This is a genomic window from Sphingobacterium sp. SGL-16 (genome assembly GCF_011043515.1).
In the GTDB taxonomy this organism is placed as follows: Bacteria; Bacteroidota; Bacteroidia; order Sphingobacteriales; family Sphingobacteriaceae; genus Sphingobacterium; species Sphingobacterium litopenaei.
Genome location: NZ_JAAKGQ010000013.1, coordinates 33,286 through 46,679 on the forward strand (window position 1 = coordinate 33,286; position 13,394 = coordinate 46,679).

General features: G+C 38.2%; 12 protein-coding genes. All 12 read right to left on the bottom strand.

Annotated elements, in window-relative coordinates:
• Positions 1-34: 34 nt before the first annotated feature.
• The 12 genes from leuB to atpC all read right to left on the bottom strand — a co-directional run bounded on the left by leuB (position 35) and on the right by atpC (position 13,378).
• Positions 35-1,108: a 3-isopropylmalate dehydrogenase gene (leuB, locus tag G5B32_RS06650; RefSeq protein WP_165290764.1), complete on the bottom strand. Its 1,074-nt coding sequence runs from the start codon at positions 1,106-1,108 to the stop codon at positions 35-37.
• Positions 1,109-1,159: 51 nt separating this feature from the next.
• Complete coding sequence (locus G5B32_RS06655; RefSeq protein WP_165290765.1) at positions 1,160-2,647, bottom strand: ATP-binding cassette domain-containing protein; 1,488 nt, start codon at positions 2,645-2,647, stop codon at positions 1,160-1,162.
• Positions 2,648-2,654: 7 nt separating this feature from the next.
• Positions 2,655-3,257, bottom strand: coding sequence for a 3-isopropylmalate dehydratase small subunit (leuD, locus tag G5B32_RS06660; RefSeq protein WP_165290766.1), 603 nt, complete (start codon positions 3,255-3,257; stop codon positions 2,655-2,657).
• 100 nt (positions 3,258-3,357) lie between these two features.
• Positions 3,358-4,176: a methyltransferase domain-containing protein gene (locus G5B32_RS06665; RefSeq protein WP_165290767.1), complete on the bottom strand. Its 819-nt coding sequence runs from the start codon at positions 4,174-4,176 to the stop codon at positions 3,358-3,360.
• Between the two features lie 52 nt (positions 4,177-4,228).
• Positions 4,229-5,626, bottom strand: a complete 1,398-nt coding sequence (leuC, locus tag G5B32_RS06670) for a 3-isopropylmalate dehydratase large subunit (protein ID WP_165290768.1) — start codon at positions 5,624-5,626, stop codon at positions 4,229-4,231.
• 90 nt (positions 5,627-5,716) lie between these two features.
• On the bottom strand, positions 5,717-7,198 hold the full coding sequence (gene ilvC, locus G5B32_RS06675) for a ketol-acid reductoisomerase (protein ID WP_165290769.1): 1,482 nt from the start codon (positions 7,196-7,198) through the stop codon (positions 5,717-5,719).
• 35 nt (positions 7,199-7,233) lie between these two features.
• Positions 7,234-7,707, bottom strand: coding sequence for a DinB family protein (locus tag G5B32_RS06680; protein ID WP_206366813.1), 474 nt, complete (start codon positions 7,705-7,707; stop codon positions 7,234-7,236).
• 4 nt (positions 7,708-7,711) lie between these two features.
• Positions 7,712-8,302, bottom strand: a complete 591-nt coding sequence (gene ilvN / locus G5B32_RS06685) for an acetolactate synthase small subunit (protein ID WP_165290770.1) — start codon at positions 8,300-8,302, stop codon at positions 7,712-7,714.
• A 2-nt stretch (positions 8,303-8,304) separates the two neighbouring features.
• On the bottom strand, positions 8,305-10,047 hold the full coding sequence (gene ilvB / locus G5B32_RS06690; protein WP_165290771.1) for a biosynthetic-type acetolactate synthase large subunit: 1,743 nt from the start codon (positions 10,045-10,047) through the stop codon (positions 8,305-8,307).
• Positions 10,048-10,190: 143 nt separating this feature from the next.
• A complete protein-coding gene (ilvD, locus tag G5B32_RS06695; RefSeq protein ID WP_165290772.1) occupies positions 10,191-11,891 on the bottom strand; it encodes a dihydroxy-acid dehydratase in 1,701 nt (566 codons plus the stop codon).
• On the bottom strand, positions 11,875-12,765 hold the full coding sequence (locus G5B32_RS06700; RefSeq protein WP_165290773.1) for a branched-chain amino acid transaminase: 891 nt from the start codon (positions 12,763-12,765) through the stop codon (positions 11,875-11,877). The genes ilvD and G5B32_RS06700 overlap by 17 nt, the downstream gene beginning before the upstream one ends.
• A 364-nt stretch (positions 12,766-13,129) precedes the next feature.
• Positions 13,130-13,378: an ATP synthase F1 subunit epsilon gene (atpC, locus tag G5B32_RS06705; protein ID WP_165290774.1), complete on the bottom strand. Its 249-nt coding sequence runs from the start codon at positions 13,376-13,378 to the stop codon at positions 13,130-13,132.
• Positions 13,379-13,394 lie beyond the last annotated feature (16 nt).

Genomic DNA, 13,394 nt, shown 5'->3' on the forward strand with positions numbered 1-13,394 from the left:
CTTTTCCTTTATATGTTTATACCTTGGTTATTTCTTATTTAATAAATTCTAAAACTTTAGCGCCCATTTCGTTTGTGCCCAAAATTTTATCTGCAGGTGTTTCTCCATTTGCAATATCACTTGTTCTCCAACCCGCTTTCAATGTGTCAGCTACAGCTGTAGTTACTGCTTTCGCTTCTTCTTGAAGACCAAATGCAATATCCAATAACAATGCCGCTGATAGGATAGAAGCTAATGGGTTCGCTTTGTTTTGTCCAGCGATATCGTGTGCAGAACCGTGTATGGGCTCAAAGAAACCTGTACTATCACCGATAGAGGCTGAAGCTAACATACCCATTGAACCTGCAATTTGTGAAGCTTCATCAGTCAAGATATCACCAAATAAGTTAGCAGTCAATACGACATCAAATTTTTTCGGATTTTTCACCAATTGCATTGCTGCATTGTCGATAAACATGTGTTCTGTTTCCACATCCGAATATTCTTTCGCTAATTCCTGAACCACTTCTCTCCAAAGACGTGAAGTTTCCAATACGTTAGCTTTATCTACCGAACATAATTTTTTGCCCCGAGTACGTGCTGCTTCGTATGCTTTTCGTGCAATACGCTCGACTTCGTAACGGTGGTAGTTCATCAAATCTGAAGCAAAAGTGTTGTCTTCGTTACGTTTTTTCTCCCCGAAATAAACGTCACCTGTCAATTCGCGGAAGAATAAAATATCTGTTCCACGTAACACTTCAGGTTTCAAGCTTGATGCATCTAATAATTCATCAAATAATAGAATAGGACGTAAGTTTGCATATAAACCTAATTCTTTGCGGATTTTCAATAAACCTTGCTCTGGACGAACTTTTGCTGAAGGGTCATTATCGTATTTAGCATGACCGATAGCACCAAATAATATCGCATCCGAAGCTTTCGCTTTCTCTAAAGTTTCATCCGGTAATGGATTACCAGTCGCTTCGATAGCAGTATGTCCCATGATAGCTTCGTCAAAAACGAATTCATGGTTATATTTTTCCGCAATAGCTTCTAAAACTTGTTTACCCCAAGTTGTTACTTCTTGTCCGATTCCATCACCTGGAATGATTAGAATATTTTTCTTCATTTTTTTCAAAAGTATAAAGTAAAAATCAAGAGATATAATCGCTCTCAACTCTTACACAATAGCGCTTTCTAAATGTTTATTTTTTACAGTTATATTTTCTATGGCTTTTACTTCGCCCTTCTCTAATACAATTCTATGTTCGATGCAGGATGGCAATTGCGACTCGTAATGACCCACATAAATTAATGTTTTGCCGTATTGCGCCAATTCATCTACTACATCGTTGAAATATTTGGCTTGGTCATTATCCAAACCTTGACAAGGTTCATCCAACACTAACAATGGCGGATTCTTAACTATTGTCCTTGCCAACATCGCTAGTCTTTGCTTTCCTAACGGGAGTGTTTGTAGATTTTGATTTTTGTATTCCGTCAAATCAAAAAACTCCAACAATTCTTCTATTTGTTTTTGCTCTTGGTATTTTACATCAATAAACCAACCAATACTGTCATAAAAACCAGAAGCAATGGTATGCCATACCGTAGCATTTTGGTCGAAATACCAGTGCATTTCGGGAGAAATAATCCCTATTTTTTGTTTTATATCCCAAATGCTTTCGCCAGAACCTCTTTTATTTCCAAACAAAGAAAGGTCGTGTCCATAAGCTTGAGGATGGTCGCCATTGATAAGACTCAATAAAGTCGATTTACCCGAACCATTTGGTCCTTGTAGTAACCACTTTTCGCCAACATTTACTTTCCATGAAACGTCTTTCAATACGACTTTTTCGCCATAACGAATGTTTATGTTATTCATTTCAGCTACCGTTTCGTAGTTCGTTTCTGGAATTTCACGTAAGAAAGTAGGTAATTCTTTTTTCTGACGTTTTTTATCTTTCGCAAATTCTGCTGGAGAATCTACTATTTCTATCTTGCCATCTACTATATGTGCAAAGCGATTGATAGAATTTGGTAATAAAATGTCGTTGGTAATAAGAATAAGCTGTACGCCTTCTTCTACTAAATCCTCCAACCAAGTATTCAATACGGCTCTTGCGTTCTTGTCCAAACCTGTATACGGTTCGTCAATAATCAAAAGTTGCGGTTTAACCCATAATCCGCGAACTAATTGCAATTTCTTGTGCTCACCACTTGACAATTCAATCAATTGTGAAGATTGTACATCTTCAAAACCAAAATCCTGAATACGTTGTTGAATAGCTGAAAAGTCTAAATTTTCTTTCTTGGCGAAGTGTTCCAACTCTGCTTTCACGGTCAAGGTATCATGACCTTGATGATGGTTATAGCGTTGTTGGTAGTAGAAATTGCGGTCACCTTCTAAATTGGTAAACTGATACCAGTTGGAAATATAGACAACTTTAGCAGGAAGGGATTTGGATGAATCGAAGTTCAATTTTATCGCATTATCCGAGGGAATTAATCCTGCGATAGCTTTTGCTAAAGTTGTTTTGCCAGAACCAGACGTGCCTCCAATAACATAATTTTCCCATTGCTGGATAGCCCAATCAAGAGAATTTAACACCACATTATTTGGGTATTGAATCGTTAAATTAGCAATATGGACGACTGGTTCTGTCATTTATTTTTTATCTATAAAAAGAAAAAGGTCTTGTTTGCTCGAAGTTTTCAATTTCAGCTTTGTGGCTTAAAATAAAGTCGATATCGTCATAACCGTTAATCAAACATGATTTTTTGTACGGATTGATTTCGAATTCGAATGATTCGCCAGTTGCTGCGATTGTCAATGTTTGTGCTTCCAAATCCACCACTAATTGTGCGTTGTTGTCAGCAAAAACTTGAGCGAATATTTTTTCTAAAAATTCTTCTGATACAGTGATAGGCAATACGCCATTGTTCAAGGCATTACCTTTGAAAATGTCGGCAAAGAATGAACTTACTACAACTTTGAAACCGTAGTCATCGATAGCCCATGCTGCGTGTTCACGTGATGAACCACAACCGAAGTTTTTACCAGCGACTAAGATTTGACCTGAAAACTTCGGGTCATTCAACACAAAATCAGCTTTTGGTTGATTGTTGCTGTCGTAGCGCCAGTCACGGAATAAGTTGTCGCCAAAACCTTCGCGAGTCGTCGCTTTTAAGAAACGAGCCGGGATGATTTGGTCGGTATCGATATTTTCAATCGGTAGTGGAACTACGCTTGAAGTTAATTTTTCAAATTTTTTCATCTTTCAAAGTAAAAAGTCAAAATTAAAAGGGCAAAAACCTATTTAATTTGAGTTTAAATGAATTATTATCTTGTGCTTTTTAAATTTTAATTTCTAATTTTTAATTAGCACGAGCTCTTACTTCTCTCAATTTTAGGGTCATACTTGTTGCTTCTTTATCTGCCCAATTGTTATAATCTGCGATAGCTTGCAAACGCTCGGCATCGGAAATGTAACCTTCTTCCACCATTTGTTTAGAACCTGCTACTTTGGACCAAACTTTGATTTTTTCAACGTGGCCAGGGAACATTCTTTCATAATGTTCGTCTGCGTTGAAAATCTCGATTTGGTCAAAGCCGTGTTCTTCAAAGATATCAATCAAGTCAAAACCGATGCGGTTGTTCATGCCTGCATCTTTACGCCACATCAAAAACATGTTGTAAAAGTTCTGCATAGTCGCTGGAATTTTTGGTGTCCAATTGATGGCTTCGTGGTTATAATCCAAAATCGAAATCTGACCATTAGGTTTCAACAAGGATTTTATTTTATCAATGGCTTTATCCAACGTAGAAATCCATTGAAATGTACGCGCAGATACAATTAGGTCAAATTTTTCTTCTGTTTCGAAATCTAAAAAATCCATATGGATAAGCTCTAGATTCTCCACATCAAAAAGCTTTTTGCCTTCGGCAATAAATGACTCCGTATTGTCCACACCAATAACATAACCAGTCGGACCAACCAACTGCGCTATATCTTTGGTAATCGAACCGGTGCCACAGCCAATATCCAAAACTCTCAAACCTGGCTTCAAAGCCGATTTAAGTGTTCTGTAATCCTGTTCCAAAGTACGTTGGTTAAAGATAGAAGAAGCATTCTGACCTGTTCTATCAATGACCTTGTTTTCGGTAACAGTTACTGCCTGACAAATTTGACACATTTTGTTAAAGTAATAAGTTAAAATTCAATAGGATAAACCTTTAAAATCTATCTTAAATTAATTCCCTTACATCTACAACTTTACCTGTGATAGCTGCTGCCGCTGCTGTCAAAGGACTTACCAACATTGTACGTGCGTTAGGACCCTGACGTCCTTCGAAGTTACGGTTTGACGTAGATACACAGTATTTACCTGCTGGGATTTTATCTTCATTCATACCCAAACAAGCTGAACATCCTGGCTCACGTAATTGGAAGCCTGCTGCTTCGAATACTTTGTCGATACCTTCAGCTTTCGCTTGCGCTTCTACTTGTTTCGAACCTGGAACAATCCAAACTTCTACACCCTCCGCTTTTTGTTTTCCAGAAACAAAAGCTGCTACCTGCCGTAAATCTTCGATACGTGAATTAGTACAAGAACCAATGAAGACGTAATCTACTGGTTTACCTAAAACTTGCTCACCATCAGCAAAGCCCATATAGTCTAATGCTTTTTGGTAAGATGGTTGTTCGCTTTCTGGTTGTGTAGCTGTAGTAGGGATGGATTGTTTTACACCGATACCCATTCCTGGATTTGTACCGTAAGTAATCATCGGTTGAATATCTGCTGCATCGAATGTCAACACAGCATCGAATTCTGCGTCTTCGTCCGAGTACAATGTTTTCCAGTAGGCTAATGCTTCCTCCCATTTTTCACCTTTAGGTGCAAATTCGCGACCTTTGATGTATTCGAAAGTAGTCTGGTCTGGTGCAATAAGACCACCACGAGCTCCCATTTCAATACTCATGTTACAAACTGTCATACGGCCTTCCATACTCAACGAACGGATTGCCGATCCAGCAAATTCTACGAAATATCCTGTACCCCCAGCTGCAGTAGTTTTAGATATAACGTAAAGAATAATATCTTTTGCGCCAACACCTTTTTGCAATTCACCGTTAACTTCGATTTTCATCGTTTTAGGTTTTGATTGCAATAGACATTGTGTCGCGAAAACTTGTTCTACTTGTGAAGTACCAATACCGAAAGCAATAGCACCAAATGCACCGTGCGTAGATGTGTGGCTATCACCACAAACCATAGTTTTACCCGGTAATGTGATACCCAATTCTGGACCGATAACGTGAACAATACCTTGGTAAGGGTGTCCTAAACCATACAATTCAATTCCAAATTCAGACGTGTTTTTAGTCAACATATCCACTTGGTAGCGCGATAATTCTTCTTTAATAGGAAGGTGTTGGTCTAATGTTGGAACGTTATGATCGGCTGTGGCAACAGTTTGATTAGGACGGAAGACAGGAAGACCTCTTTTGCGCAATCCATCGAATGCTTGAGGAGAAGTCACCTCATGAATCAAATGCGTATCGATATACAATATATCTGGAAAACCCTCCGCACGCTTGACGACGTGAGCATCCCAAATTTTTTCTACTAATGTTTTTCCCATTTCTCTTATGATAGTATAAGTAATTTCGAAAGGGATAAAGGCATTGAATGCGCTTTATCCCTTTGTTGTAATTATCAAAATTACGAAATATTAAACTGTTTTAATCGTCTTCATTGCAGTCATCGCTTTACGTAATTTACGTCCAACGATTTCTACAGGATGATTGCGTAAGATTTCGTTTACTTGTACCAATTTAACGTTATCTACAGAACCATCTTTACCTTCGTTGTAGTTTTTACCAACGATATCCGTATCAACTTTTTTCATGAAATCAGCTAATAATGGCTTACAAGCTTGGTCGAATAAGTAACATCCGTACTCTGCTGTATCCGAAATTACACGGTTCATTTCGAACAATTTACGACGTGCAATCGTGTTAGCGATAAGCGGTGTTTCGTGTAATGACTCATAGTATGCAGACTCAGGTTTGATACCCGCTTCTACCATTGTTTCGAAAGCTAATTCAACACCTGCTCTTACGAAAGCAACCATCAATAAGTAATTGTCGAAGTATTCTTGTTCTGAGATTTTAACATCGCCAGCAGGCGTCTTTTCGAAAGCCGTTTCACCTGTCTCTGCTCTCCATTTTAATAAGTTTGCATCGCCATTAGCCCAATCTTCCATCATAGTTCTTGAGAACTCACCTGACATGATATCGTCTTGGTGTTTTTGAAATAATGGACGCATAATATCTTTCAATTCTTCTGATAATTCAAAAGCTTTGATTTTAGCAGGGTTGCTCAAACGGTCAAGCATACCTGATACACCACCGTGTTTCAAGGCTTCAGTGATAACCTCAACACCGTATTGAACTAATTTAGAAGCGTAACCCGCATCGATACCTTTTTCAACCATTTTGTCGAAAGAAAGGATAGATCCTGTTTGTAATAAACCACAAAGGATAGTTTGCTCACCCATCAAGTCAGATTTAACCTCTGCTACGAATGATGATTTCAATACACCTGCACGGTGACCACCTGTACCTACACAGTAAGCTTTTGCTTCAGCCCACCCTTTACCTTGAGGGTCATTTTCAGGGTGAACAGCGATTAATGTAGGAACACCAAAACCTCTCAAGTACTCAGCACGTACTTCAGAACCTGGACATTTAGGTGCAACCATGATTACGGTAATATCTTTACGGATTTGCATACCTTCTTCTACAATGTTGAAACCGTGCGAATAAGATAATGTAGCTCCTTGTTTCATCAATGGCATTACCGCATTGATTACTGCTGTATGTTGTTTATCGGGTGTCAAGTTGATAACTAAATCAGCCGTAGGAATTAACTCATCATATGTACCTACAGTGAAATTGTTATCAGTTGCATTTTTCCATGAATCTCTTTTTTGCTCAATAGCCTCTTTACGTAAAGCGTAAGAAACGTCCAAACCAGAATCTCTTAAATTTAAACCTTGGTTCAAACCTTGTGCACCTGCACCTACGATTACGATTTTTTTACCTTTTAAAGCGTTTACTCCATCAGCGAATTCTGATGAATCCATAAATTCAGCTACACCAAGTTGGTTTAATTGCTCTCTAAGAGGTAATGTGTTAAAATAATTTGCCATTGTAGTACTATTTTAATTTGTCTTTTCTTAAGTTTTTATTTATTGTTGTTGATTATTCTTCTCTGTGCAATAGCATAGCCATAATGAAGATTATCGTGACCTGAGGTCAAGGTGATAACCTCTTCGATAGTTGCCATCGTCTCGCCATAAGTATCTGTTGCAAAAGGAGCGATTTTGTTAAAAACACCAGCTGCGTAGTCTTTTTCAAGTTGTTCGATAGTTTCTACAGCTAGACGTTTCAAATCATCGACTTCTTCTTGTGTTACAAAATACGTTGGTTTGGAACCTTTGGTATAAGTTCCTGCATACTTTATGAAACTTGCATCATGACGAATCCCTGTACGCAAATAAGTTAATCCTTGTGTAGCTACAACGATATGTCCAAAATTCCAAATTATATTATTGTTAAACCCTGCCGGAATTTCGTTCAGCTGTTCTAATGTCAATCCTTCCAATAATTGGATAAATGCTTGACGGGTTTGTTTGATAAATTTAAATACCTGCTCCATAATATTACATCGTAAAAACTTGGTCTTGTTGGTCTAAGAATTCGTTTTCAACGATTTCTGGTGCAGGCTCTTGTTGTTCAAATTGTTTTAATTTTTCGTGGAAACCAGCGCTCGCTTTGATAATAGCGATACGTGCACCACGAACGAATTCGATTAAGCCGTATTTAGTCAACTCTTGAGTTAATTTGTCGATTTCTTCGCGGTGACCTGCGGTTTCGAATACGATGTAATCTGGACGAATAACAACAACATTTGCACCGTACTCACGCAATAAACGTTCTACATAAACTTTTTCGTTTACTACTTCTGTAGGTACTTTGTACAACGCTTGTTCTTGCCAGATCAACTCATCATTGGTGTTGAAATAAGCTTTCAATACTTCGACTTGTTTTTCGATTTGACGACAAAGTTTACGAACCACATCTTCTGATTCGGTAATCAAAATCGTGAAACGGTGAATGCCTTCCACCTCAGAAGGAGAGGTGTTCAAGCTTTCGATGTTGATTTTACGTCTTGAAAAAATGTTAGAAATACGACCTATCATACCGATAGCGTTTTCTGTATATAGGGTAATGGTAAATTCTTGCTTTTCCATTTTTATTTTAATCTAATCTCTGATACTGAAGTTCCTTGCGCTACCATTGGGAATACATTGTTTTCTTTGCCAACCATTACTTCCAATAAATAACCGCCATCGTGAGCCAACATTGTTTTTAAAGCAGACTCTAAGTCCTTACGGTCTGAAATCTTATTTCCATCCAGATAGTATGACTTGGCTAATGCGACAAAATCAGGACTTGTAATATTCACGAAAGAATAGCGTTTGTCGTGGAACAATTGTTGCCATTGACGAACCATTCCTAAGAACTCGTTATTTAAAATCAAAATTTTAACCTTAGCACCGAACTGCATAATAGTACCCAACTCTTGTAACGTCATTTGAAAACCACCGTCACCGATTATTGCTATGACATCGCGCTCAGGAGCTCCATACCAAGCACCAATAGCTGCTGGTAAACCGAATCCCATTGTACCTAGACCACCAGATGTTACATTAGATTTAGAAGAGTTAAATTTCGCATAACGACATGCTACCATTTGGTGTTGACCTACGTCAGTCACAATAACAGCATTACCACCAGTCAATTCATTCAATACGCGAATTACTTCGCCCATAGTCATGATATCACTTGTAGGATTCAATTCATTATGAATTACTTCTTTTATTTCTTCTTGCTCTAACTCTCGGAACTTTTGTAACCATTCCGAATGGTCAGTTGGTGTAAGCAATGCAGTCAATTGAGGTAATGTTTCTTTACAGTCGCCCCAAACAGGAACTGTAGTTTTTACATTTTTATCAATTTCGGCTGGGTCAATATCCAAGTGAATAACTTTCGCTTGTTTAGCATATTTATCCAAACGACCTGTTACGCGGTCATCAAATCGCATACCTACAGCAATTAATACATCACACTCGTTGGTCATTACGTTTGGAGCATAGTTACCATGCATACCCAACATACCCACGTGTTGTGGATGGTCCGTTTCCAAAGCACTTAAACCCATTACAGTTGTAGCAGCAGGGAAACCACCTTTTTCGAGGAATTCTTTAAATTCTTGTTCTGCTTTACCTAAGATTACACCTTGACCAAATATTACGAAAGGTTTTTTAGCCGAATTAATGAGTTCAGCCGCTGCCTCCACGTATTCCTTGCGAACAATTGGAGCTGGTCTGTAACTACGGATATGATTACATTTTTCGTAACCTTCGTAATCGAACAACTGCATTTGTGCATTTTTAGTAATATCAATCAACACAGGGCCTGGACGACCTGTACGTGCTATATGAAATGCTTTTGCCAGCACAGCAGGAATTTCTGTTGCATCAGTTACTTGATAATTCCATTTAGTCACTGGACTGGTAATGTTGACTACGTCAGTTTCTTGGAAAGCGTCAGTTCCTAATAATGATGCAAATACTTGGCCTGTGATGCAGACGATTGGATTACTATCAATCATAGCGTCCGCTAGACCAGTTACTAAATTAGTTGCACCAGGACCTGATGTTGCGAAAGCGACGCCTACACGACCTGAAGTACGTGCAAACCCCTGAGCAGCGTGAATGCCACCTTGCTCGTGACGGACCAGAATATGTTTTATTTTGTCATTATAATCATATAATGCATCATAAATTGGCATAATCGCGCCGCCTGGGTAGCCGAATACCGTATCTACTCCTTCATGAATCAAAGCTTCCAAGACCGCTTGCGAACCCGATATCTGTGTGTTGGCTGCAATGGTTTGGGTTTTCTTTGTTTCTGTTTTCTCCAGTGTACTCATTTTGTTGTTAGTATTAAGATATTAGTATTGTGTATTTAGACTTATCGTCTAATAATCCTAATTATTTTTTCATTGATATAAATTAGTAAAGAATATATGGCGTATTTAAATCTAATTACTAAATACTCTTTACTAAATACTTATTATAAATCCGTCACACAACCTTCTGATGCGTCAGCTACTGTTTTCGCGTATTTGTACAATACACCTTTGGTAACTTTCAATGGGGGTTGTGTCCATTTTGCACGACGTTCAGCGATTATGCTGTCTTCTACTTTTAGTGTGATTGTGTTGTTTACTGCGTCAATTTCGATTATATCGTTATCTTCTACTAATCCAATCAATCCACCTTTATAGGCTTCTGGTGTAATGTGACCAACTACAAAACCGTGTGTACCACCTGAGAAACGACCGTCAGTAATTAATGCTACCGATTTACCAAGACCAGCACCAATGATTAGTGACGTAGGCTTCAACATCTCAGGCATACCAGGAGCTCCAATAGGTCCTTCATTTTTAATAACGACAACATCGCCTTTTTGTATGCGTCCAGAAGCAATACCTGCTACCAAATCATGTTCTCCATCGAATACACGAGCCGGACCTACAAAACGTTCGCCTTCTTTACCCGAAATCTTCGCTACAGAACCTTTTTCCGCTAAATTTCCGTAAAGGATTTGCAAGTGACCTGTTGCTTTGATAGGCTCACTCAAAGGTTTGATGATAGGTTGGTTGTAATCAATAATAGATTTTACATCAGCCAAGTTTTCTGCTACAGTTTTACCTGTTACAGTCATACAATCTCCATGCAATAAGCCATTATCTAATAAGTAACGCAATACCGCTGGTGTACCACCATATTGTTGTAAATCTTGCATCAAGTATTTTCCAGATGGTTTGAAATCCGCCAATACAGGAGTCTCGTCAGACATACGTTGGAAATCATCTTGTGTGATATCTACACCTACAGCTTTACCGATAGCGATAAAGTGCAATACTGCATTGGTACTTCCTCCTAATATGATAATTGAACGTAAAGCATTTTCAAACGCTTTGCGCGTCATGATATCCGAAGGCTTAATATCTTTTTCTAATAAAATACGGATGTATTTGCCTGCGTCAAGACATTCTTGTTCTTTCTCTTTAGAAACGGCAGGGTGTGAAGATGAATATGGTAAACTCATTCCTAAAGCTTCAATCGCTGAAGCCATTGTGTTTGCAGTGTACATACCACCACAAGCACCAGGACCAGGACAAGTATGTTTGATGACACCTTGGAAATCTTCGTCCGAAATGTTACCACAAATTTTTTGACCTAAAGCTTCGAAAGCCGAAACGATATTTAATTCTTCACCTTTATAATGCCCAGGAGCAATTGTTCCGCCGTAAACCATAATTGCAGGGCGGTTCAATCGAGCCATAGCCATAATAGCACCAGGCATGTTTTTGTCACATCCAGGGATAGCAATTAATCCATCGTAATATTGACCGCCACATATAGTCTCAATACTATCTGCAATCACATCACGTGATACTAAGGAATAACGCATGCCATCTGTACCATTACTCATACCATCACTTACACCAATAGTACCGAAGGTAAGACCGACTAAATCATTGTTCCATACACCTTTTTTCACGACCTGAGCTAAGTCATTTAGGTGCATATTACATGTGTTACCATCATAGCCCATACTGGCGATACCCACTTGCGCTTTATCCATATCGGCATCAGTCAAGCCAATACCATACAACATCGCTTTGGCAGCAGGTTGTGTCTCGTCTTGAGTGAATATGCGGCTGTATTTATTTAATCCCTTTTCGTTATCAGATGATGACTTCATAATTCTCTTGCTCTAATACTAAGTTTTTATATTTTCTTTGGATCGTAGCACCAATGCTATGTTCCCATTCTTCTTTGTAAACGATATGGTCCACCTGTTTGATACCAATAATCTCAGCAGCAGTGCCACTTAAGAAGGCACTGTCAGCTGTATAGATATCCTGGACGGTTAGTTTCTTCTCGATGATTTCGAATCCCAATTCTTTGCAGATGCCAATCACCGTTTTTCTTGTTATGCCAGGGAACACATCTCCCAATGGCGGTGTATAGATTTTATAATCCTTTTCAATAAAAATATTCTCACTCGAAGCCTGTGCGACGTAACCATCTTGATCCAACATCAAGGCTTCATCGTATCCATTACGAATAGCATCTGTCGAGGCAAGAATGGAATTGATGTACTGTCCTGAAATCTTCGCGTCTATATGGAAAGATTTTGGGTTAGGACGCTCGTATTTTGAAATGTTAACGTTCAATAGATTTTGTCCTAAATAGGGACCCCATTCCCAAGCGGCCAACATGATATTCGCATCTTCTGAAGAGGTAAGGTGCATATTAGATCCAGAGAATACTAAGGGTCTTATATATGCTGCACGAAGATTGTTTATTTCCAATAATTCGTAACACTTTTCAATCAACGTTCTGTTGTTCCATTTATATGGAAGTCCAATAGACTCACAAGATTTACGTAATCTTTCAAAATGTGCTTCTGCCTTGAAGATACGCGTACCATTGTGTGTGTTGTAAGCGCGTAATCCTTCGAAGGCTCCATAGCCATAATGCAACGACTGACCAAATAAATCTACGCCAGCTGATTTCGCTAATACGAACTCACCATTTAGAAATATTTTCGTGTTCTGATTATAGTATTGCATATGTTTAAATTTTAAGGTGTCCTTTCCCTCCCCAAAGACTAGGTACACATCTTCGAATAAGAAGCTTCGTCAAGTTAAGACGAAAAAAAATTCTTTACAATAGACAAACACTTTATTTTAAAAAAGTTTATTGTTTCGTGTTTATTGATTTTTCTTCAGTATATTTTATAATACATGTATTAAACAAAATAAAATTTTTTAATAAGTGAACCGAAATTAAAATTGGTTTATTTTCTAGGTTTTGAAAAATTTCGTTTTATCCTCAAAATTCTTCCTAAAATGGTCTTGTAGCTAAAAAAAGTTGCAAAAAAATAGCCCTTAAAACCTGAAGTTTTAAGGGCTATTTTATCATTATCTTTTATCGTTATCCTTGCACTATTCCTTCCGCCAAAACGATGATATTGTTGTCCTTTACTTCAACTACACCACCTTTGATAATAATGACTTGTTCGCCATTACTACCTTTAATAATGACTTTGCCATCTTCTAACGTAGAGACAATAGCAGCGTGGTCTTTCAAAATTTGAAAAGATCCAGCAGATCCAGGTACTGTAACGGCTGTTACTTCGCCTTCGTATGCTATTTTGTCTGGAGTTATTACTTGTAATTTCATTCTTTTGTTAGATATG

What these genes read in the sequence shown, in the direction of transcription:
- leuD (WP_165290766.1), bottom strand. Translation starts at nt 3,257, where the DNA reads ATGAAAAAATTTGAAAAATTAACTTCAAGCGTAGTTCCACTACCGATT.
- ilvN (WP_165290770.1), bottom strand. Translation starts at nt 8,302, where the DNA reads ATGGAAAAGCAAGAATTTACCATTACCCTATATACAGAAAACGCTATC.
- G5B32_RS06680 (WP_206366813.1), bottom strand. Translation starts at nt 7,707, where the DNA reads ATGGAGCAGGTATTTAAATTTATCAAACAAACCCGTCAAGCATTTATC.
- ilvC (WP_165290769.1), bottom strand. Translation starts at nt 7,198, where the DNA reads ATGGCAAATTATTTTAACACATTACCTCTTAGAGAGCAATTAAACCAA.
- G5B32_RS06700 (WP_165290773.1), bottom strand. Translation starts at nt 12,765, where the DNA reads ATGCAATACTATAATCAGAACACGAAAATATTTCTAAATGGTGAGTTC.
- atpC (WP_165290774.1), bottom strand. Translation starts at nt 13,378, where the DNA reads ATGAAATTACAAGTAATAACTCCAGACAAAATAGCATACGAAGGCGAA.
- ilvB (WP_165290771.1), bottom strand. Translation starts at nt 10,047, where the DNA reads ATGAGTACACTGGAGAAAACAGAAACAAAGAAAACCCAAACCATTGCA.
- leuB (WP_165290764.1), bottom strand. Translation starts at nt 1,108, where the DNA reads ATGAAGAAAAATATTCTAATCATTCCAGGTGATGGAATCGGACAAGAA.
- G5B32_RS06655 (WP_165290765.1), bottom strand. Translation starts at nt 2,647, where the DNA reads ATGACAGAACCAGTCGTCCATATTGCTAATTTAACGATTCAATACCCA.
- ilvD (WP_165290772.1), bottom strand. Translation starts at nt 11,891, where the DNA reads ATGAAGTCATCATCTGATAACGAAAAGGGATTAAATAAATACAGCCGC.
- leuC (WP_165290768.1), bottom strand. Translation starts at nt 5,626, where the DNA reads ATGGGAAAAACATTAGTAGAAAAAATTTGGGATGCTCACGTCGTCAAG.
- G5B32_RS06665 (WP_165290767.1), bottom strand. Translation starts at nt 4,176, where the DNA reads ATGTGTCAAATTTGTCAGGCAGTAACTGTTACCGAAAACAAGGTCATT.